Origin of the sequence: Pseudomonas sp. MWU347 (genome assembly GCF_017947305.1) — a bacterium.
GTDB lineage: Bacteria > Pseudomonadota > Gammaproteobacteria > Pseudomonadales > Pseudomonadaceae > Aquipseudomonas > Aquipseudomonas putida_A.
Genome location: NZ_JAFGZB010000011.1, coordinates 63,805 through 81,643, shown reverse-complemented (window position 1 = coordinate 81,643; position 17,839 = coordinate 63,805). Strand labels below are relative to the sequence as shown.

The window sequence follows — 17,839 nt, the reverse complement described above, 5'->3', positions numbered from 1 at the left end:
AAGCTCCTCATTTGGCGTCTTTGCTAACGGTATTGAGCAGGAATTTACCGATCAGGTCTTCCAGTACCAGAGACGACTGCGTGTCGTGGATGGTTCCACCATCCTTCAGACGGGTGTCTTCCCCGCCCACGCTGATACCGATGTACTTCTCGCCCAACAGGCCAGCGGTCAGGATAGACGCTGTGGAGTCGGTCGGCAGGTTGTCGACCTTTTTATCCACTTGCAGGGTTACCCGACCGGTGAAGCTGTCGCGATCCAGATCGATGGCCGTGACCTTGCCGATGGTTACGCCAGCCATGGTCACTTTGGCTCTGACCGTCAAACCGGCGATATTGTCGAAGTAGGCATACAGTTTATAGGTGTCGGTGGTCGAAGTCGGAGACAGGCCACTGACCCGCAGAGCCAGTAGCAACAAAGCCAGGATCCCTGCCAGCAGGAACAGGCCGACACCGATTTCCAGGGTGCGGTTTTGCATCAGAAATCTCCAAACATCAAAGCGGTCAGAATAAAGTCCAGGCCCAGTACCGCCAGCGAGGCGAATACCACGGTCTTGGTGGTGGCGCGACTGATGCCCTCGGAAGTGGGCTCACAGTCATAGCCTTGGAAAACGGCGATCCAGGTCACGACGAAGGCGAAAACGATACTTTTGATGACGCCGTTGAGCACATCGCTGGTGAAGTTCACGCTGTTCTGCATGTTCGCCCAGTAGGAGCCTTCATACACGCCAAGCCAGTCGACAGCCACCCACGAACCGCCCCAGATTCCCACCACGCTGAAAATCATCGCCAGCACCGGCAGGGAAATGAAACCGGCCCACAGACGCGGGGCAATAATGTATTTGAGCGGATCGACACCGATCATTTCCAGGCTGGAAAGCTGTTCGGTGGACTTCATGTTGCCAATTTCTGCGGTCAGCGCCGAACCGGCACGCCCGGCAAACAGCAACGCCGTCACGACTGGCCCCAGTTCACGCAGCAACGTCAGGGCCACCATCTGCCCCACCGCCTGCTCCGAACCGTAGCTCGACAGAATACTGAAGCCCTGCAGCGCCAGCACCATGCCGATGAAAATCCCCGACACGACGATGATCACCAGCGACATCACGCCGACCGAATGCAACTGCTTGACCAGCAGGCCGAAACCGCCGCTGATGCCGCCACGACCGAGCAGGGCGTGAAACAGGAACAGGGTCGCGCGGCCAAACACCGCGACGGCGTCGATCGCCGCCTCGCCGAACCGGCGTACGCGTTCTATTAATGAAATTCTGCGCATCAGCGCTTCCCCAGAAGATCTGCGCGGTAATCCGTCGCTGGAAAATGATACGGCACCGGGCCATCGGGGTTGCCGGTCATGAACTGGCGAATACGCGGTTCATCCGAATTCATCAATTCGTCCGGCGTGCCCTGCCCCAGCACCTGACCATCACCCACTACATAGATGTAGTCAGCGATGCTCGCGGTTTCGGCCAGATCGTGGGAGACCACGATGCTGGTGATCCCCAGCGCATCGTTGAGCAGACGGATCAGGCGTACCAGCACGCCCATGGCGATCGGATCCTGACCGACGAAAGGCTCGTCATACATGAGAATCTGCGGATCGAGCGCAATCGCCCGGGCCAGCGCCACGCGCCGCTTCATGCCCCCGGACAGCTCGTCGGGCATCAGCTCGATCGCACCGCGCAGACCGACCGCCTGCAATTTGAGCAGGACGATGTCGCGGATCATTTCATCCGGCAATTGCGTATGAACGCGCAGGGGGAAAGCGACGTTCTCGAAGACATCGAGATCGGTGAACAGCGCGCCGCTCTGAAACAGCACACCCATGTGCTTGCGCGCATCGAACAGATCACTGCGCGACAGCGTCGGCAGGTTCTGGCCGTTGACCCAGACTTCGCCGCTGGATGGACGCAACTGCGCACCCATCAAGCGCAACAAAGTGGTCTTGCCGCACCCGGAAGGTCCCATGATGCCGGTAACCTTGCCACGCGGGATGCGAATATCGACGTTATTGAAAATGCTGCGCGCACCGCGCTTGAAGGAGACTCCCTTCAGCTCGACCGCGTAGGCGTTATCGGCACTCATCTAAACTCCTTGCGATGCAGCCTCTCACTCGGACGCCTGGCTTTCCGCAGAAAGCACATACCTCCCGGGCAGGCCGAACTGGCGGCGAACTATATCACTGCAAAGGCCAAGCGCCCAAGGCCCATGCCCCCCTGTGTTCAGCGATATGACAGGCGCGGCCGCGCTTTTTCAGGGTTTTGGTTACGAGGAATGACAAAGCACGACGAACTTGCGTGAGGCTTTTCAACATAACCGCTATAATCGCCGCCTTTTCATCGGGCTATACGATTTCTGACATGAGCCAATCCAGCGACCTGATTCAATCGGCACAACGCACCATTCGCCTCGAAGTGGAAGCCGTACAAGGCTTGTTGCCCCATATCGACGCCGATTTCGTACGCGCTTGCGAGATGATTCTGGCCAGCAAAGGCCGTGTGGTCGTGGTCGGCATGGGCAAATCCGGGCACGTCGGCAACAAGATTGCCGCGACCCTGGCCAGCACCGGCACCCCGGCATTTTTCGTCCACCCGGCCGAAGCCAGCCATGGCGACATGGGCATGATCACCCGCGACGACGTGATCCTCGCCCTCTCCAACTCCGGCTCGACCAACGAAATCGTCACCCTGCTGCCATTGATCAAGCGCCTCGGCATCCAGTTGATCAGCCTCACCGGCAATCCGCAGTCGCCGCTGGCCAAAGCTGCCGAAGTCAATCTCAACGTTCATGTCGAACACGAAGCCTGCCCGCTGAACCTGGCACCGACTTCCTCGACCACCGCCGCGCTGGTCATGGGCGATGCCCTGGCCGTGGCGCTGCTGGAAGCGCGTGGTTTCACCGCCGAAGATTTTGCCTTTTCACACCCGGGCGGCGCTCTGGGTCGACGCCTGCTGCTGAAAGTGGAAAACGTAATGCATGCCGGGCAAGAGCTGCCGCAAGTGCAGCGCGGCACCCTGCTCAAGGACGCGCTCATGGAAATGACCCGCAAGGGTCTGGGCATGACCGCGATCGTTGAAGCCGATGGCAAACTGGCCGGAATCTTCACCGACGGCGATTTGCGCCGCACGCTGGACCGCAGCATCGACATCCGCAGCGCCACCATCGACCAGGTCATGACCGCACACGGCAAGACCGCACGGCCCGAGATGCTCGCCGCCGAAGCCCTGAAAATCATGGAAGACCACCGAATCAACGCACTGGTTGTCGTGGACGAAGAAGATCGCCCGATCGGCGCCTTCAACCTCTCCGATCTGCTGCGTGCAGGAGTGATGTAATGACCACCGATCTGCTGCAACGCGGCAAAGCGATCAAACTGGCGGTGTTCGACGTCGACGGCGTCCTCACCGACGGGCGCCTGTACTTCCTCGAAGACGGCAGCGAATTCAAGACCTTCAACACCCTCGATGGCCAGGGCATCAAAATGCTGATGAATGCCGGTGTCGAGACTGCCATCATCAGTGGCCGCAAGACCCCGGTGGTTGAACGCCGGGCGAAGAACCTCGGTATCCCGCACCTGTTTCAGGGTCGCGAAGACAAATTGGTGGTTCTGGACGGCCTGCTGGCGCAACTGGGCCTAAGCTATGAACAGGTCGCCTACCTGGGTGACGACCTGCCTGACTTGCCGGTGATCCGCCGCGTAGGGCTGGGCATGGCCGTTGCCAATGCTGCCGACTTCGTGCGCGAACACGCCCATGGCGTCACTCGGGCCCGCGGTGGCGAAGGTGCCGCCCGCGAATTCTGCGAATTGATCCTGCGCGCCCAGGGCCGCCTTGATGCGGCCAACGCCGCGTACCTGTGAGCCAAATCATGTTTAGCAAAAAATTTCGCAACTTCCTGCTGTTCGGCTGCATCGCTGCGATGTTTGCGGCGGTCGGCTACTGGAACATCAGTCCGGAACGTTTCCTCGACAAGCCTGTGGCCAAGGTCGAAGACACTGCCATCGACTGGTACGCCACCAATACGCATACCCTGCAATACCTGCCGGACGGCAAAGTGCAGTACGAAATGACGTCGGACAAGGCCGAACACCTGAAAGCGACGGATGTGACCCTGGTTACCAAACCCGACCTCAACATGTATCGCGGCACCGAGTTTCCGTGGCACGTGACCAGCGAACGCGGCGAAGTGAATCCGGACGGAACGCAGGTAGAATTGATCGACTCGGTACGCATCAAGCGCACCGATGAAAAGAAACGCGACACCCTGATCACCAGCACACGCATGACGGTGTTCCCTCAGCAGCAATATGCGCAGACCGAGCAACCCGTTAGAATCGACGGCGCTGGCGGTGTATCGACTGGCGTGGGAATGAAGGCGTATTTGAAGGAAAGCAGGATACACCTGCAATCGAACGTAAGAGGACAGTATGAGGCTCGTTAAAACCCTCCCTATTTTGCTCAGTCTGGGCGCAGCACTGGGAAGCGTGAGCGCCTGGGCTCTGCCGAACGATCAGCAGCAACCTATCCGCATTCAGGCCGACGACGCCCAGCTGGACGACAAGAACGGCATCGCCACCTATAAAGGTGATGTGATCATCACCCAGGGCTCGATGATCGTTAAGGGCAATACGGTGACCATCACCCGTACTCCGACCGGCGATATCGACGTGGTGACCTCGGTGGGCAACCTTGCCTACTTCGAGCAACTGCAAACCCAGGGTGACGCCAAGCCTGTTCAGGGCTGGGGCGTGACGATTCAGTACCACGCCGCGCAAAACCGCGTCGTGCTGATCGACAAGGCCAAGGTTGTCGACAAGGACAACAACACCACTCAGGGCGAGAAAATCGTCTATGACACGGTGAAGAAACTGGCCAGTGCCGGTCGCGCTACCGGCAGCAAAGTCACCGAAGCGCGTCCGCGTATCGACATGGTGATCCAGCCGAAGAAGAAAACCGACGAGAAAACCCAGTAATGGCAACTCTGAAAGCTCAACACCTGGCCAAGGCCTATAAAAGCCGCCAGGTTGTGCGCGACGTCAGCCTGTCGATCGACAGCGGCCAGATCGTTGGCCTGCTCGGCCCGAACGGTGCCGGCAAGACCACCTGTTTCTACATGATCGTCGGCCTTGTGCAGGCCGATCAGGGTCGCGTGCTGATCGATGATCTGGACGTCAGCCATCAGCCGATGCACGGCCGCGCCAAGGCCGGTATCGGCTATCTGCCGCAAGAAGCGTCGATCTTCCGCAAACTGTCGGTGGCCGATAACATCATGGCCATCCTCGAAACCCGCACGGAACTCGACAAGGCCGGTCGTCGCAAGGAACTGGAAAGCCTGCTGCAGGAATTCCACATCAGCCACATCCGCGACAACCTCGGCATGAGCCTGTCCGGTGGTGAACGCCGCCGGGTGGAAATCGCCCGCGCCCTGGCGACCGCACCGAAATTCATCCTGCTCGACGAGCCGTTCGCCGGTGTCGACCCGATTTCGGTCGGCGACATCAAGCAGATCATCCATCACCTCAAGGCCAAGGGCATCGGTGTTCTTATCACCGACCACAACGTGCGTGAGACCCTGGATATCTGCGAAACCGCCTACATCGTCAACGACGGTCAACTGATCGCGGAAGGCGATGCGGCGACCATCCTTGCCAACGATCTGGTGAAGGAAGTGTACCTGGGCCACGAGTTCCGCCTGTAAGCACCAAGGCACTTGGCCAGCCTCCGGGTGCTGTATCGATGAAGCAGGCTTTTTATACGCTTTTATTGTTACAGCGCTCTAGGCAAACACGACAGTTTCAGGCATATAATTTGCTTAAGTTTGGCGCTCCGGCGCCCTGTAGTGGATGGCGCATGCGCGCCGGCGAATAAGGTGTTAAGCCCCTGCCATGAAACCATCGCTAGTCTTGAGAATGGGCCAGCAGCTGACGATGACACCGCAGCTGCAACAGGCCATCCGCCTGCTCCAATTGTCGACCCTGGACCTGCAACAGGAAATCCAGGAGGCCCTGGAATCCAATCCGATGCTCGAACGCCAGGAAGAAGGCGACGACTTCGACAATACCGATCCTTTGGCCGACAACGCCGAACAAAAACCCAACACCGACATTCAGGAACCGTCCTATCAGGAAGCCGCCCCGACGGTGGACAATCTGGAAGATGGCGAATGGAACGAGCGCATTCCTAACGAACTGCCCGTTGATACCGCCTGGGAAGACGTCTACCAGACCAGCGCCAGCAGCCTGCCCAGCAGCGATGACGACGAGTGGGACTTCACCACCCGCACGTCCGCCGGCGAAAGCCTGCAAAGCCATCTGCTGTGGCAATTGAACCTGGCGCCGATGTCCGACACCGACCGCCTGATCGCCGTGACCCTGATCGATTGCATCAACAATCAGGGCTACCTGGACGAAACCCTCGAAGAAATTCTCGACGCCTTTGATCCGGAGCTCGACATCGAGCTGGACGAGATCGAAGCCGTTCTGCACCGCATTCAGCAGTTCGAACCGGCCGGTATCGGCGCGCGCAACCTCGGCGAATGCCTGCTGCTGCAACTGCGTCAGCTCCCGGCCAAGACCCCGTGGCTCAACGAAGCCAAACGTCTGGTCAGCGATTACATCGATCTGCTCGGCAGTCGCGACTACAGCCAGTTGATGCGGCGTATGAAGCTCAAGGAAGACGAGTTGCGTCAGGTCATCGAACTGGTGCAAAGCCTCAATCCGCGTCCGGGCTCGCAGATCGAATCGACCGAAGCCGAGTACGTGGTGCCCGACGTCATTGTGCGCAAGGATAACGAACGCTGGCTGGTCGAGCTGAATCAGGAGTCAGTGCCCCGTCTGCGGGTTAACGCGCAGTACGCCGGTTTCGTCCGTCGCGCCGACACCAGCGCCGACAACACCTTCATGCGCAACCAGTTGCAAGAGGCACGCTGGTTCATCAAGAGCCTGCAAAGCCGCAACGAAACCCTGATGAAGGTGGCCACCCAGATCGTCGAGCATCAGCGCGGCTTCCTGGAGTATGGCGATGAAGCCATGAAGCCGTTGGTCCTGCATGACATCGCCGAGGCGGTCGGCATGCACGAATCGACGATTTCCCGGGTCACCACGCAGAAATTCATGCATACCCCGCGCGGTATTTATGAACTGAAATACTTTTTCTCCAGCCACGTCAGCACCTCCGAAGGCGGTGAATGCTCGTCGACGGCGATCCGCGCGATCATCAAAAAACTGGTTGCGGCGGAAAATCAGAAAAAGCCGTTGAGTGACAGCAAGATCGCTGGTTTACTGGAGGCACAAGGCATTCAGGTGGCTCGCCGCACCGTCGCCAAGTACCGCGAATCCCTCGGGATCGCGCCTTCGAGCGAACGCAAGCGGTTGATGTAAGCCACGTTACAGCGTTCCAGTGGCAGGCTCTTCGGCCTGCCGCTTTATGCACTGGCAACGAAGGAGAAGCTGTATGCAAGTCAACATCAGTGGACACCAACTGGAAGTGACCGAACCTCTGCGCACCTACATCAACGAGAAACTCGAACGATTGGAGCGCCATTTCGACAAGATCACCAACGTGCAAGTCACGATGTGCGTCGAAAAGCTCAAGCAGAAAATCGAAGCCACCTTGCATATACCCGGCAGCGAAGTGGTCGCTAACGCAGAAGATACTGACATGTACGCTGCGATCGACTCACTGACCGACAAGCTGGATCGCCAACTCAAAAAGCATAAGGAAAAGACCCAGAGCCTCCTTCAGGGCGCGACAGGTCGTTAACACTCCCAACCCATGATCCGACTTGAAAGTATCCTGACCCCCGGCCGTTCCCTGGTGAACGTGCCGGGCGGCAGTAAAAAGAAAGCCCTCGAACAGATTGCCAACCTCATCCATAAAGAAGTGCCGGATCTGGCCATGCAGGATGTTTTCGAGAGCCTGGTAGCCCGTGAGAAACTCGGATCCACCGGTTTCGGCAACGGCATCGCCATTCCCCACTGTCGCCTCAAAGGCTGCGAAGCGCCTATCAGCGCGTTGATGCACCTTGATGCCCCCATCGATTTCGATGCCATCGATGGCGCACCGGTCGACCTGCTGTTTGTACTGCTGGTCCCGGAAGCGGCCACCGATGCCCACCTGGAATTACTGCGCCAGATCGCCAGCATGCTCGATCGCAAGGAAGTGCGCGAAAAACTGCGCAGCGCACCGAGCAACGAAGCCTTGTATCAGGTCGTCCTGAGCGAGCAGAACGGTCATTAATCATGCGTTTGATCATCGTCAGCGGCCGCTCCGGCTCGGGTAAAAGTACCGCCCTGAATGTCCTTGAGGACAACGGCTACTACTGCATCGACAACCTGCCGGCCGGTCTGCTGCCGGAACTCGCCGAACGCGCCCTGATTCACACCGAACTGGCCCAGCCGCTGGTGGCCGTGTCGATCGATGCACGCAATCTGCCGAGCCACCTGTCGCGTTTCCCCGAACTGCTTGAAGAAGTCCGTGCCCGGCACATCCAGTGCGATGTGCTGTATCTGGATGCCGACGAAGAAACCCTGCTCAAGCGCTTCTCGGAAACCCGCCGGCGCCATCCATTGAGCACTGCCAACCGCTCGCTGGCCGAAGCGATCGAAGATGAAACCGCCCTGCTCGGCCCGATCGCCGACCTGGCCGACCTCAAGGTCAACACCACCAATCTGAATCTGTACCAGTTGCGTGACACCATCAAGCTGCGACTGCTGAACCAGCCGGAACCGGGTACGGCGTTTCTGGTCGAGTCGTTCGGCTTCAAGCGCGGCATGCCGGTGGACGCGGATCTGGTGTTCGATGTGCGCTGCCTGCCCAATCCTTACTGGAAACCGGAACTGCGTGCACAATCGGGTCTCGACGCACCGGTCGCCGAGTACCTGGCTGCACAACCGGAGGTTGAGGAGATGTTCCAGGACATCTACGGCTACCTGTACAAATGGCTGCCACGCTTTGCCGCGAGTAATCGCGCCTATGTCACCATTGCCATTGGCTGCACCGGCGGGCATCACCGCTCCGTTTACCTGACCGAACGCCTGGGTCAGGCCCTGCAGAAAACCCTGAAGAACGTCCAGGTTCGCCACCGCGACCTCACTTAAAGGATTCACACCGCGATGCCTGCTCTGGAAATCGAAATCATCAATAAACTGGGCCTGCACGCCCGAGCGTCGGCCAAGTTCGTCGGGGTGGCGGGCCAGTTCCCGGATTGCACGATCAGAGTGGGTCGCACGCCAGAAACCACAGTGGATGGCAAAAGCATCATGGCGATGATGATGCTCGCCGCCGGCAAGGGTACGAAGATCTATCTGAGCACCGAAGGCCATCAGGAACAAGAAGCGCTGGATGCGCTGGTGGCGTTGATCAACAACTACTTCGATGAGGGTGGTTGATCGTTTAAAGATCAAAAGATCAAAAGATCAAAAGATCGCAGGATGCGATCTTTTGATATTCAACCCAACGCCGTATCCATCACCATCATCAGACAAAACCCGATCAGCAAGCCAAGACTGGCCAGCTTGTCATGACCATTGCGGCGCGATTCCGGAATGACTTCGTGCGTCACTACCAGCAACATCGCCCCCGCCGCCAGCGCCAGCCCCAACGGCAATAACAGCTCCGCCAGACTGACCAGCCAGGCACAGAGCAGTGCAAACACCGGTTCGACCAGTCCTGACGCCGCACCGATCAAGAACGCCCTGACCCGCGACATTCCTGCCCCCGCCAGTACCAGCGCAATCACCAATCCCTCTGGCACATCCTGCAAGGCGATGCCCATCGCCAGACTGTCGGCATCCGGCATGCCGCCGCCAGCGGACACCCCCACCGCCATGCCTTCCGGGATGTTGTGAGCAATGATGGCGAAGACGAACAGCCAGATGCGCGGCGGAATCACCGGGTGCTCGGGGGTACCGACGAGCATTTTCGGTGAGGCGCCGCACAGTTTCAGATCCACCAGATACAAACCGAATGCACCGAGCATGATGCCGAAGCAAATCAGCCCGCTGGCGGCCAACGGTGTCAGGCCCAGACTTTCGGCAGCAGCGATGCCCGGCACGATCAGCGAAAACGCGGTCGCCGCCAGCATCACGCCGGCGCCGAAACCCAGTAGCGTATCGCTGAGCCTCTGCGGCATACGCCGGATCACCAGCACCGGCACCGCGCCGAGCGCCGTGCCGAGGGCGCAGATCGCGCCGCCCTGCAATGCGCGTGACAATCGCGGCTGCAGATCCAGCCATTCCAGCCCGTGCACGGCCAGCAGGGTCATGCCCGCCAGCAGCAACAGCGACCCGACCGCGTAACGAAACATGCGCCCACCGCCAATCGCCAGTGTTTCAGTGCCCATAGTCAGCCCTGGATTGTTTTTATAGAAGACTTAAACCAGTGCAGCCTGGTAGCGCGCAGCAACTTCCGGCCAATTGATCACGTTGTAGAACGCGTTGATGTATTCCGGGCGACGGTTCTGATAACGCAGGTAATAGGCGTGTTCCCAAACATCCAGACCGAGAATCGGCGTGTTGCCGTTCATCAACGGGCTGTCCTGATTGCCGCTACTTTCCACGACCAGTTTTTTCTCCGGGGTCACGCTGAGCCAGGCCCAGCCGCTGCCGAAACGGGTCAACGCGGCTTTGGTGAAGGCTTCCTTGAAACTGTCGAGGCCGCCCAGTTGCGCCTCGATGGCCTTGGCCAGCGCGCCGTCCGGCTTGCCACCGCCGTTGGGCACCATGACTTCCCAGAACAGCGAATGGTTGGCATGCCCGCCACCCTGATTGATCACCGCCGCGCGGAGTTTTTCCGGCAACTGCTGAACGCTGGCGACCAGTTTTTCCACCGGCCATTCGGCGTACTCAGTGCCTTCGACGGCGGCATTGAGGTTGTTGATGTAGGTCTGGTGGTGCTTGGTGTAGTGGATCTCCATGGTTTGCGCATCGATGTGCGGTTCCAGGGCATCGTAGGCGTAAGGCAAGGCAGGCAAGGTAAAAGCCATTTCAGTGGACTCCATGGTGATGTGAGACTGAGGCGCGGCGTGCATTGCCGGTGTCCGGGTGCAGCAGGCGCTGGGTGCGCGGGTATTCGCCGTGTTCGCTGATGAAATTCAGCAGTTCGACGTAGGTCTTGCTGCTCTGGCGCAACGCCGCTTCCCGCAGGGCCGGACGCAGGCGCTCGTCCTGCATGGTCTGCAACAGCCGTTGATGAATCGCGCAGAGGTACTCGGCGCTCTCCTCCGGCTGATTCAGGCGCAGGTGCAGATCCGCCAGGTTGTGGTGGGAGATGACGCAGGCCGCCACCGCTTCGTCGGCATCGGCCCAGCGTTCGAATAGCACTTGCGCCAGGGCCAGGGCTTGCAGGTAAGCCTCGCGGGCGTCGATCAGCTCGCCGAGCATGAAGCAGCGATTGGCCCGTTCGATCGTGCGTTTCCAGTGCTCCATGGTGAGCCTCCAAAGCGGTTGCGGGGGTTACACGCCGCCGGCGGTGAGTTTCTCGGGGTTGAGCAACTCTTCCAGGTGGCTGCGCGACAGATCGGTGTGTTCCAGCGCGACGTCGATCACCGGGCGGCCCTGCTTGTAGGCCTGCTTGGCGATTTCGGCGGCTTTCTGATAGCCGATGATCGGGTTGAGCGCCGTGACTAGGATCGGATTACGCGACAGCGCTTCTTTGAGCCGCGACTCGTTGACCTTGAAGCTGGCAATCGCCTTGTCACCGAGCAGGCGGCTGGCATTGGCCAGCAGTTCGATGCTGCTCAGCAGGTTCTGGGCGATGATCGGCAGCATCACGTTCAGCTCGAAGTTGCCCGACTGGCCGGCGATGGTGATCACCGAATCGTTGCCGATCACTTGCGCAGCGACCATCGCAGTAGCTTCCGGAATCACCGGATTAACCTTGCCCGGCATGATCGACGAACCCGGTTGCAGGGCTTCCAGCTCGATCTCGCCAAGGCCGGCGAGCGGACCAGAGTTCATCCAGCGCAGGTCGTTGGCGATTTTCATCAGCGACACGGCGGTGGCCTTGAGCTGACCGGAGACGGCGACGGCGGTGTCCTGCGAGCCGATCAGGGCGAACAGATCCTTGCCCGGAGTGAATTGCACATTCGTCAGTTGGCTGAGCTGGCGGCTGAAACGCGCGGCGAATTCCGGATGCGCATTGATCCCGGTGCCGACCGCCGTACCGCCCTGCGCCAGCGATTGCAGGCTCGGCAGTAAATCCTGCAGATGACCGATGTTGGCCTTGAGCTGCTGCGCCCAGCCATTGAGCACCTGGCTCATGCGCACCGGCATCGCGTCCATCAAGTGCGTACGGCCGGTTTTGACGTGGTGGTGCACCTGATCGGCTTTGTTTTCGATGACCTGCACCAGATGCAACAGCGCCGGCAGCAGTTGTTCGTGCAACGCCAACGCCGCGCTGACGTGGATGGTGGTCGGAATGATGTCGTTGCTGCTCTGGCCGCAGTTGACGTGATCGTTCGGGTTGACCGGCTCGCCGAGCAGGCGGCTGGCGAGGGTCGCAATCACTTCGTTGGCGTTCATGTTGGAGCTGGTGCCGGAGCCGGTCTGGAAGATATCCACCGGGAAATGCTGCATGAAATCGCCTTCGAGCAGGCCTTGCGCGGCGTCGCTGATGGCCTTGCCTTGCGAGGCGCTCAGTTGGTTGAGTTCGACGTTGGCCCGCGCGGCGGCGGCTTTGGCGAGGATCAGCGCACGGATGAATTGCGTTGGCATCGGCTTGCCGCTGATCGGGAAGTTATCCACTGCACGCTGGGTCTGCGCGCCATAGAGAGCGTCCACCGGCACCTGTAGTTCGCCCATGCTGTCGCGCTCAATACGAGTCTTGGTCATCGGTAAATCCTTGGACTAATTCAATGAGAGGAATCGAGGGAAGCAACTCGCAGGTCGCCAGTTGCCAGGTGTAGCGCTGCCAGCGCTGGAGCCGACAGTTGCACAGAGAGAGGCGCTCCATTTCACGCAACGGACGCCAGGCTTGATCGAGACACAGGCTGCGCCAGTGCCACGGCAACGCGATGTCGGTGGCTGTGTCGAGCAGCAGACGGAAGGAGGTTTCAGCGATGGTCCACGGGGAAGTCGCCGTACAGCAGGCCAGATAACGGCCTTCGGCCAGGTAATGTTCGATCAGGCGTGGTTCGTCAGGATCCATCGCGCAACGGATCTGTCGACTCATCCAGCGCCAGCTTTCGAGGTACGGCTGCTCGTGCAAGGCAGAACTCATGATCCGGGGCTCGTTCGGAGATGAGATTTATTATTAGATGATAATGAGAACCAAAACAAGAGTGCCTGATTACACAGACTCCGTTGTAGGAGCGAGCCTGCTCGCGAAGGCGTCGTGTCAGTCGCCGCTGCAGTAGGCTGCTATCGCTTTCGCGAGCAGGCTCGCTCCCACAAGGTTTTGTGTGGAGCCAAGAAAAAAGGCGCGCCACCCGATGAGGTGGCGCGCCTTTCTTGTCTGACCGCTGGGGCTTAACTGCCCGCGACAGTCATCCGCTCGATCAATACCGAGCCCGTGCGAATATTGCTGCGCAGCTCCAGATCATTCCCGACTGCGACGATCTGCTTGAACATGTCGCGCATGTTGCCGGCGATGGTCACTTCCTGCACCGCGAACTGGATTTCGCCGTTTTCGACCCAGAAACCCGCCGCCCCGCGCGAATAATCGCCGGTGACCATGTTCAAGCCATGGCCCATCAATTCGGTGACCAGCAGCCCACGGCCCATGCGCTTCAACAGCGCCGCCTGGTCTTCGTCACCGTGAGTGACGAACAGGTTGTGCACGCCACCCGCGTTGGCGGTGCTCGGCATGCCGAGTTTGCGCCCGGAGTACGTGCCGAGGATGTACGACACCAGTTCGCCCTTCTCGACGAACGGCTTGGCGTAAGTGGCCAGACCATCGCCGTCGTAGGACGCACTGCCCATGGCGCGCATCAGGTGCGGACGCTCGTCGATGGTCAGCCATTCCGGAAACAGCTTCTGCCCCAAAGTGCCTTCGAGAAACGACGATTTGCGGTACAGGCTGCCGCCGGACACCGCCGACAGGAAACTGCCGAACAACCCGCCCGCCAGCTCGGCGGAAAACAGCACCGGCACTTCGCAGGTCGGCACCGGACGCGCGCCCAGACGGCTCGCCGCCCGTTGCGCGGCACGCTGGCCGATGCTCACCGGATCCGCCAGCAGGCTGCCCTGGCGATTGACGTCATACCAGTAATCGCGCTGCATCTGGCCGTCGGCCTCGGCGATCATTACGCAACTGAGGCTATGCCGGGTCGACGCGTAACCGCCGATGAAACCGTGGCTGTTGCCATACACACGGCAGCCCTGATGCGTGCTGAGGGTGGTGCCGTCGGCGTTCTTGATCCGCGCATCGGCGTCGAACGCGGCCGCTTCACAGATCAGCGCCTTCTCGATGGCCTGCTCGGGGGTGATGTCCCACTCGTGAAACAGATCGAAATCCTGCTGATCCCTGGCCATCAGCGCCGCATCAGCGAGGCCCGAAGCTTCGTCTTCAGAGGTGTGTTTGGCGATCGCCAGTGCAGCGGCAACGGTTTCACGAATCGCGTCCGGCCCGGTGGCGGACGTGCTGGCCGAGCCTTTGCGCTGGCCGACGTACAGGGTGATGCCAAAGCCCTGGTCGCGATTGAATTCGACCGTCTCGACCTCACGCTGGCGCACCGACGTCGACAAACCCTGCTCCAGCGATACTGCCACTTCACAGGCACTGGCGCCCTGACGCTTGGCTTCGGCGATGATCTGCTCGACCTGTTCCTGCAGTGCCGGCAATGCTTGCGGGCCGACGCTTTGAACTGCACTCATGCTCATCTCCACTCAAATTCTGCTTTCGGCTGGGGTCATCGAGCGACCGGGCCGGACAAGCGGCCCCCGACTGGTTATCATGGCGGCGTTTCTTTGCGGACTGCCACCATGGTTGATTCTTACGACGACTCCCTCGATACGGGAGAAAAAAGCAAATCTCAGGTCAAACGCGAGCTGCATGCTCTGGTTGACCTTGGCGAGCGCCTTACAACACTCAAGCCCGACTTGCAGGCAAAACTGCCATTGACCGACGCCTTGCGCCGGGCCCTGGCTGATGCGCCGAAGCACACCGCGAACATCGCGCGTAAACGGCACCTGCAGTTCATCGGCAAACTGATGCGCGATCAGGACACTGACGCGATTCTGGTCCTGCTCGATCAACTCGATGCCTCCACCCGTCAGTACAACGAGCGTTTCCACAACCTCGAACGCTGGCGTGACCGCCTGATCGCCGGTGACGATGCCGTGCTGGAGAAATTCGTCGTCGAATACCCGGACGCCGATCGCCAGCAACTGCGTTCCCTGATCCGTCAGGCTCAGCACGAGGTTGCGCAAAACAAACCTCCTGCTTCCAGCCGCAAGATCTTCAAGTACATCCGTGAGCTGGACGATACCCAACGCGGCCTGCGTTGATACTCGCCATCGGGTGGCCGCCCTGCGCGCCACCCGCAGCTCCACCTCTTTTTATGCGCCCGTGCCACCCACGGTAATCGCATCGATCTTCAGCGTCGGCTGACCGACACCCACCGGCACCGACTGCCCGTCCTTGCCGCACGTGCCCACACCGCTGTCCAGCGCCAGATCGTTACCGACCATCGACACCCGGCTCATCGCCTCGGGGCCGTTGCCGATCAACGTCGCGCCCTTGACCGGCGCGGTGATCTTGCCGTCCTCGATCAGGTACGCCTCACTGGTGGAGAACACGAACTTGCCGCTGGTGATGTCGACCTGACCGCCGCCAAGGTTGGCGCAGTAGATGCCCTTCTTCACCGAGGCGATGATTTCCGCCGGATCGCTCTCGCCTCCGAGCATGTAGGTGTTGGTCATGCGCGGCATCGGCAGATGCGCGTAGGACTCGCGACGACCGTTGCCGGTACGGGCCACGCCCATCAGACGCGCATTGAGCTTGTCCTGCATGTAACCTTTGAGCACGCCGTTCTCGATCAGCGTGGTGCACTCGGTCGGGGTGCCTTCGTCGTCGACGCTCAGCGAGCCGCGACGACCGCTCAACGTGCCGTCATCGACAATGGTGCAGAGCTTGGAGGCAACCATTTCGCCCATGCGCCCGCTGTAGGCCGAACTGCCCTTGCGGTTGAAGTCGCCTTCCAGACCATGACCAACCGCTTCGTGCAGGAGCACGCCGGACCAGCCCGAACCGAGGACGACAGGCAAGGTGCCGGCCGGTGCCGGAATCGCTTCCAGATTCACCAGCGCCTGACGCAGTGCTTCACGGGCATAGCCCATGGCACGGTCTTCGGCGAGGAAATAACGGTAGTCGGTACGCCCGCCGCCGCCATGTCCGCCGCGCTCGCGACGGCCATTCTGCTCGACGATCACGCTGACGTTGAAACGTACCAGCGGACGCACATCAGCGGCCAGGCCACCGTCGGTGGACGCCACCAGAATCCGTTCCCAGACCCCGGCCATGCTCACGCTGACCTGCTGAATCCGTGGATCGAGGGCGCGGGTGGCGACGTCGATGCGCTTGAGCAGCTCGACTTTCTCGGCGCGGCTCAGCACTTCCAGCGGATTGTCCGGCGCATACAACTGCGCGACATCCTGAGTGCTGAACGCCTGCACCGTGCCGTTCTGCCCGGCGCGGGAGATCGAGCGGGCGGCACGGGCCGCAGCGCCCAGGGCTTCGAGGGTGATCGCGTTGCTGTAGGCAAAACCGGTTTTCTCGCCGGACTGCGCACGCACGCCAACACCTTGGTCGAGGTTGAAGCTGCCTTCCTTGACGATACCGTCCTCCAGCGACCACGACTCAGAGATCTGGCCCTGGAAATACAGATCGGCAGCATCGATGCCCGGGCCGGCCAGATCGCCGAGCACACCTTGCAGGCTCTCGATGGTCACGCCGCCGGGCGCCAACAGGTGATCACTGACTGAGGACAACAACTCGCTCATAGGTTTACGCCTTAAATTCATGTTCTGAAGCAGGCCGCTGGGCGCCCTGCGAGAAAAACCGCCGATGACTCGTCACCGGCATTTGCGCCCTGATAGACGCTTGTTCATCACTGTCGCGTGCGGCCAACAATACCGCCTCGCCTTGATCCTGATGCGCCAGCACACGGCCCCACGGGTCGACAATAGCCGCATGACCGAAGGTTTCACGCGGTCCCGGGTGAGTCCCGCCCTGCGCTGCCGCCAATACATAACACTGCGTCTCGATGGCCCGGGCGCGAATTAGCACATCCCAATGCGCCGCACCGGTCACTGCGGTGAAGGCCGACGGGGCGGTAATCAACTCGGCACCGGCGGCGCGCAATTCGCTGTACAGCTCCGGAAAGCGCAGGTCGTAACACACGGTCAGGCCGACTCGGCCAACCGGCGTGTCTGCGACCACCACGCCACTGCCATAAGCATAGTCATCGGATTCGCGATACCGCCCGCGATTGTCCGCCACATCAACATCGAACAGGTGCAACTTGTCATACCGTGCCACGGTTTCACCCTGATCGTTGACCAGCAGCGAACAGGCATGCGACTTGGCGTCCGGTTGCCCAAGCGGCGGCAACGGCAAGGTGCCGGCCACTATCCATAACTTGAGGTCGCGGGCGGTCTGTTTCAACCATGGCAGGATCGGCCCTTCGCCAAGCGCTTCGGCACGGCCGATGTCGGCGATGTCGCGACGACCCATGGCGGCGAAGTTTTCCGGCAGCACCGCCAGCTTCGCGCCGCCGGCCGCGGCCTGTTCGAGCAGGCGTCGAGCCTGCGCCAGATTGGCCAGCACATCACTCTGGCTGACCATTTGAATCACCGCTAAAGACATGGCGCACTCCGTAACAGGTATGCGGCCATGCTACTCCAT

22 protein-coding genes are annotated in these 17,839 nt (G+C 60.3%); 11 read left to right on the top strand and 11 right to left on the bottom strand.

Annotated elements, in window-relative coordinates; translation table 11 throughout:
* Positions 1-7: 7 nt before the first annotated feature.
* Genes mlaD through KCG87_RS22425 form a run of 3 tightly spaced genes read right to left on the bottom strand, consistent with a single transcriptional unit; the run spans position 8 to position 2,081 of the window.
* On the bottom strand, positions 8-475 hold the full coding sequence (mlaD, locus tag KCG87_RS22435; protein ID WP_007967220.1) for an outer membrane lipid asymmetry maintenance protein MlaD: 468 nt from the start codon (positions 473-475) through the stop codon (positions 8-10).
* Positions 475-1,272 carry a lipid asymmetry maintenance ABC transporter permease subunit MlaE gene (mlaE, locus tag KCG87_RS22430; protein ID WP_003221704.1) on the bottom strand — a complete coding sequence of 266 codons (798 nt, stop codon included), beginning with the start codon at positions 1,270-1,272 and terminating at the stop codon, positions 475-477. Before mlaE ends, mlaD begins: the two co-directional genes overlap by 1 nt.
* On the bottom strand, positions 1,272-2,081 hold the full coding sequence (locus KCG87_RS22425) for an ATP-binding cassette domain-containing protein (protein ID WP_003221703.1): 810 nt from the start codon (positions 2,079-2,081) through the stop codon (positions 1,272-1,274). Before KCG87_RS22425 ends, mlaE begins: the two co-directional genes overlap by 1 nt.
* Before the next feature lie 275 nt (positions 2,082-2,356).
* Here KCG87_RS22425 and KCG87_RS22420 point away from each other — a divergent pair, with 275 nt between their 5' ends.
* The 10 genes from KCG87_RS22420 (at position 2,357) to KCG87_RS22375 (ending at position 9,384) form a co-directional block, all read left to right on the top strand.
* Positions 2,357-3,331 carry a KpsF/GutQ family sugar-phosphate isomerase gene (locus KCG87_RS22420; protein ID WP_027610849.1) on the top strand — a complete coding sequence of 325 codons (975 nt, stop codon included), beginning with the start codon at positions 2,357-2,359 and terminating at the stop codon, positions 3,329-3,331.
* On the top strand, positions 3,331-3,855 hold the full coding sequence (locus KCG87_RS22415) for an HAD family hydrolase (protein WP_007967216.1): 525 nt from the start codon (positions 3,331-3,333) through the stop codon (positions 3,853-3,855). Before KCG87_RS22420 ends, KCG87_RS22415 begins: the two co-directional genes overlap by 1 nt.
* An 8-nt stretch (positions 3,856-3,863) precedes the next feature.
* The gene (lptC, locus tag KCG87_RS22410; RefSeq protein ID WP_027610848.1) at positions 3,864-4,436 is read left to right on the top strand and encodes an LPS export ABC transporter periplasmic protein LptC; all 573 of its coding nucleotides are present in this window, start codon (positions 3,864-3,866) and stop codon (positions 4,434-4,436) included.
* Positions 4,423-4,968: a lipopolysaccharide transport periplasmic protein LptA gene (gene lptA, locus KCG87_RS22405; RefSeq protein ID WP_096795357.1), complete on the top strand. Its 546-nt coding sequence runs from the start codon at positions 4,423-4,425 to the stop codon at positions 4,966-4,968. The genes lptC and lptA overlap by 14 nt, the downstream gene beginning before the upstream one ends.
* Positions 4,968-5,693 carry an LPS export ABC transporter ATP-binding protein gene (lptB, locus tag KCG87_RS22400; RefSeq protein ID WP_007967211.1) on the top strand — a complete coding sequence of 242 codons (726 nt, stop codon included), beginning with the start codon at positions 4,968-4,970 and terminating at the stop codon, positions 5,691-5,693. Before lptA ends, lptB begins: the two co-directional genes overlap by 1 nt.
* A gap of 187 nt (positions 5,694-5,880) precedes the next feature.
* A complete protein-coding gene (locus KCG87_RS22395) occupies positions 5,881-7,374 on the top strand; it encodes an RNA polymerase factor sigma-54 (protein ID WP_027610846.1) in 1,494 nt (497 codons plus the stop codon).
* A gap of 73 nt (positions 7,375-7,447) precedes the next feature.
* Positions 7,448-7,756 carry a ribosome-associated translation inhibitor RaiA gene (gene raiA / locus KCG87_RS22390; protein WP_025109458.1) on the top strand — a complete coding sequence of 103 codons (309 nt, stop codon included), beginning with the start codon at positions 7,448-7,450 and terminating at the stop codon, positions 7,754-7,756.
* A 12-nt stretch (positions 7,757-7,768) separates the two neighbouring features.
* Positions 7,769-8,233, top strand: coding sequence for a PTS IIA-like nitrogen regulatory protein PtsN (gene ptsN, locus KCG87_RS22385; protein WP_027610845.1), 465 nt, complete (start codon positions 7,769-7,771; stop codon positions 8,231-8,233).
* A gap of 2 nt (positions 8,234-8,235) precedes the next feature.
* Positions 8,236-9,093, top strand: coding sequence for an RNase adapter RapZ (gene rapZ, locus KCG87_RS22380; RefSeq protein WP_027610844.1), 858 nt, complete (start codon positions 8,236-8,238; stop codon positions 9,091-9,093).
* Between the two features lie 15 nt (positions 9,094-9,108).
* Positions 9,109-9,384, top strand: coding sequence for an HPr family phosphocarrier protein (locus KCG87_RS22375; protein WP_003221684.1), 276 nt, complete (start codon positions 9,109-9,111; stop codon positions 9,382-9,384).
* A 59-nt stretch (positions 9,385-9,443) separates the two neighbouring features.
* On the opposite strand, the gene KCG87_RS22370 is transcribed toward KCG87_RS22375, so the two are convergent.
* The 6 genes from KCG87_RS22370 to pmbA form a co-directional block, all read right to left on the bottom strand.
* Positions 9,444-10,337, bottom strand: coding sequence for a ZIP family metal transporter (locus KCG87_RS22370; RefSeq protein WP_210558903.1), 894 nt, complete (start codon positions 10,335-10,337; stop codon positions 9,444-9,446).
* A 30-nt stretch (positions 10,338-10,367) separates the two neighbouring features.
* Positions 10,368-10,979, bottom strand: a complete 612-nt coding sequence (locus tag KCG87_RS22365; protein WP_115986705.1) for a superoxide dismutase — start codon at positions 10,977-10,979, stop codon at positions 10,368-10,370.
* Position 10,980: 1 nt separating this feature from the next.
* A complete protein-coding gene (locus KCG87_RS22360; protein WP_096795353.1) occupies positions 10,981-11,421 on the bottom strand; it encodes a hypothetical protein in 441 nt (146 codons plus the stop codon).
* Between the two features lie 27 nt (positions 11,422-11,448).
* Positions 11,449-12,825, bottom strand: a complete 1,377-nt coding sequence (locus KCG87_RS22355; protein ID WP_210558902.1) for a class II fumarate hydratase — start codon at positions 12,823-12,825, stop codon at positions 11,449-11,451.
* A complete protein-coding gene (locus KCG87_RS22350) occupies positions 12,806-13,213 on the bottom strand; it encodes a hypothetical protein (RefSeq protein ID WP_027610839.1) in 408 nt (135 codons plus the stop codon). Before KCG87_RS22350 ends, KCG87_RS22355 begins: the two co-directional genes overlap by 20 nt.
* A 248-nt stretch (positions 13,214-13,461) precedes the next feature.
* On the bottom strand, positions 13,462-14,814 hold the full coding sequence (gene pmbA / locus KCG87_RS22345) for a metalloprotease PmbA (RefSeq protein WP_193774873.1): 1,353 nt from the start codon (positions 14,812-14,814) through the stop codon (positions 13,462-13,464).
* A 102-nt stretch (positions 14,815-14,916) separates the two neighbouring features.
* Between pmbA and yjgA the strand changes: the two genes are divergently transcribed.
* Positions 14,917-15,441 carry a ribosome biogenesis factor YjgA gene (gene yjgA / locus KCG87_RS22340; RefSeq protein ID WP_003221672.1) on the top strand — a complete coding sequence of 175 codons (525 nt, stop codon included), beginning with the start codon at positions 14,917-14,919 and terminating at the stop codon, positions 15,439-15,441.
* Between the two features lie 51 nt (positions 15,442-15,492).
* Here the strand turns inward: yjgA and tldD are convergent, their stop codons facing one another.
* Positions 15,493-16,935, bottom strand: coding sequence for a metalloprotease TldD (gene tldD, locus KCG87_RS22335; RefSeq protein ID WP_007961588.1), 1,443 nt, complete (start codon positions 16,933-16,935; stop codon positions 15,493-15,495).
* 4 nt (positions 16,936-16,939) lie between these two features.
* Positions 16,940-17,800 (bottom strand): carbon-nitrogen hydrolase family protein, encoded by an 861-nt coding sequence (locus KCG87_RS22330; RefSeq protein WP_135294961.1) that lies wholly within the window; start codon positions 17,798-17,800, stop codon positions 16,940-16,942.
* Positions 17,801-17,839: the final 39 nt, after the last annotated feature.

Bases quoted from the DNA above. Each gene is read 5' to 3' on its own strand.
- mlaD (WP_007967220.1), bottom strand. From the start codon at position 475: ATGCAAAACCGCACCCTGGAAATCGGTGTCGGCCTGTTCCTGCTGGCA.
- mlaE (WP_003221704.1), bottom strand. From the start codon at position 1,272: ATGCGCAGAATTTCATTAATAGAACGCGTACGCCGGTTCGGCGAGGCG.
- KCG87_RS22425 (WP_003221703.1), bottom strand. From the start codon at position 2,081: ATGAGTGCCGATAACGCCTACGCGGTCGAGCTGAAGGGAGTCTCCTTC.
- KCG87_RS22420 (WP_027610849.1), top strand. From the start codon at position 2,357: ATGAGCCAATCCAGCGACCTGATTCAATCGGCACAACGCACCATTCGC.
- KCG87_RS22415 (WP_007967216.1), top strand. From the start codon at position 3,331: ATGACCACCGATCTGCTGCAACGCGGCAAAGCGATCAAACTGGCGGTG.
- lptC (WP_027610848.1), top strand. From the start codon at position 3,864: ATGTTTAGCAAAAAATTTCGCAACTTCCTGCTGTTCGGCTGCATCGCT.
- lptA (WP_096795357.1), top strand. From the start codon at position 4,423: ATGAGGCTCGTTAAAACCCTCCCTATTTTGCTCAGTCTGGGCGCAGCA.
- lptB (WP_007967211.1), top strand. From the start codon at position 4,968: ATGGCAACTCTGAAAGCTCAACACCTGGCCAAGGCCTATAAAAGCCGC.
- KCG87_RS22395 (WP_027610846.1), top strand. From the start codon at position 5,881: ATGAAACCATCGCTAGTCTTGAGAATGGGCCAGCAGCTGACGATGACA.
- raiA (WP_025109458.1), top strand. From the start codon at position 7,448: ATGCAAGTCAACATCAGTGGACACCAACTGGAAGTGACCGAACCTCTG.
- ptsN (WP_027610845.1), top strand. From the start codon at position 7,769: ATGATCCGACTTGAAAGTATCCTGACCCCCGGCCGTTCCCTGGTGAAC.
- rapZ (WP_027610844.1), top strand. From the start codon at position 8,236: ATGCGTTTGATCATCGTCAGCGGCCGCTCCGGCTCGGGTAAAAGTACC.
- KCG87_RS22375 (WP_003221684.1), top strand. From the start codon at position 9,109: ATGCCTGCTCTGGAAATCGAAATCATCAATAAACTGGGCCTGCACGCC.
- KCG87_RS22370 (WP_210558903.1), bottom strand. From the start codon at position 10,337: ATGGGCACTGAAACACTGGCGATTGGCGGTGGGCGCATGTTTCGTTAC.
- KCG87_RS22365 (WP_115986705.1), bottom strand. From the start codon at position 10,979: ATGGCTTTTACCTTGCCTGCCTTGCCTTACGCCTACGATGCCCTGGAA.
- KCG87_RS22360 (WP_096795353.1), bottom strand. From the start codon at position 11,421: ATGGAGCACTGGAAACGCACGATCGAACGGGCCAATCGCTGCTTCATG.
- KCG87_RS22355 (WP_210558902.1), bottom strand. From the start codon at position 12,825: ATGACCAAGACTCGTATTGAGCGCGACAGCATGGGCGAACTACAGGTG.
- KCG87_RS22350 (WP_027610839.1), bottom strand. From the start codon at position 13,213: ATGAGTTCTGCCTTGCACGAGCAGCCGTACCTCGAAAGCTGGCGCTGG.
- pmbA (WP_193774873.1), bottom strand. From the start codon at position 14,814: ATGAGCATGAGTGCAGTTCAAAGCGTCGGCCCGCAAGCATTGCCGGCA.
- yjgA (WP_003221672.1), top strand. From the start codon at position 14,917: ATGGTTGATTCTTACGACGACTCCCTCGATACGGGAGAAAAAAGCAAA.
- tldD (WP_007961588.1), bottom strand. From the start codon at position 16,935: ATGAGCGAGTTGTTGTCCTCAGTCAGTGATCACCTGTTGGCGCCCGGC.
- KCG87_RS22330 (WP_135294961.1), bottom strand. From the start codon at position 17,800: ATGTCTTTAGCGGTGATTCAAATGGTCAGCCAGAGTGATGTGCTGGCC.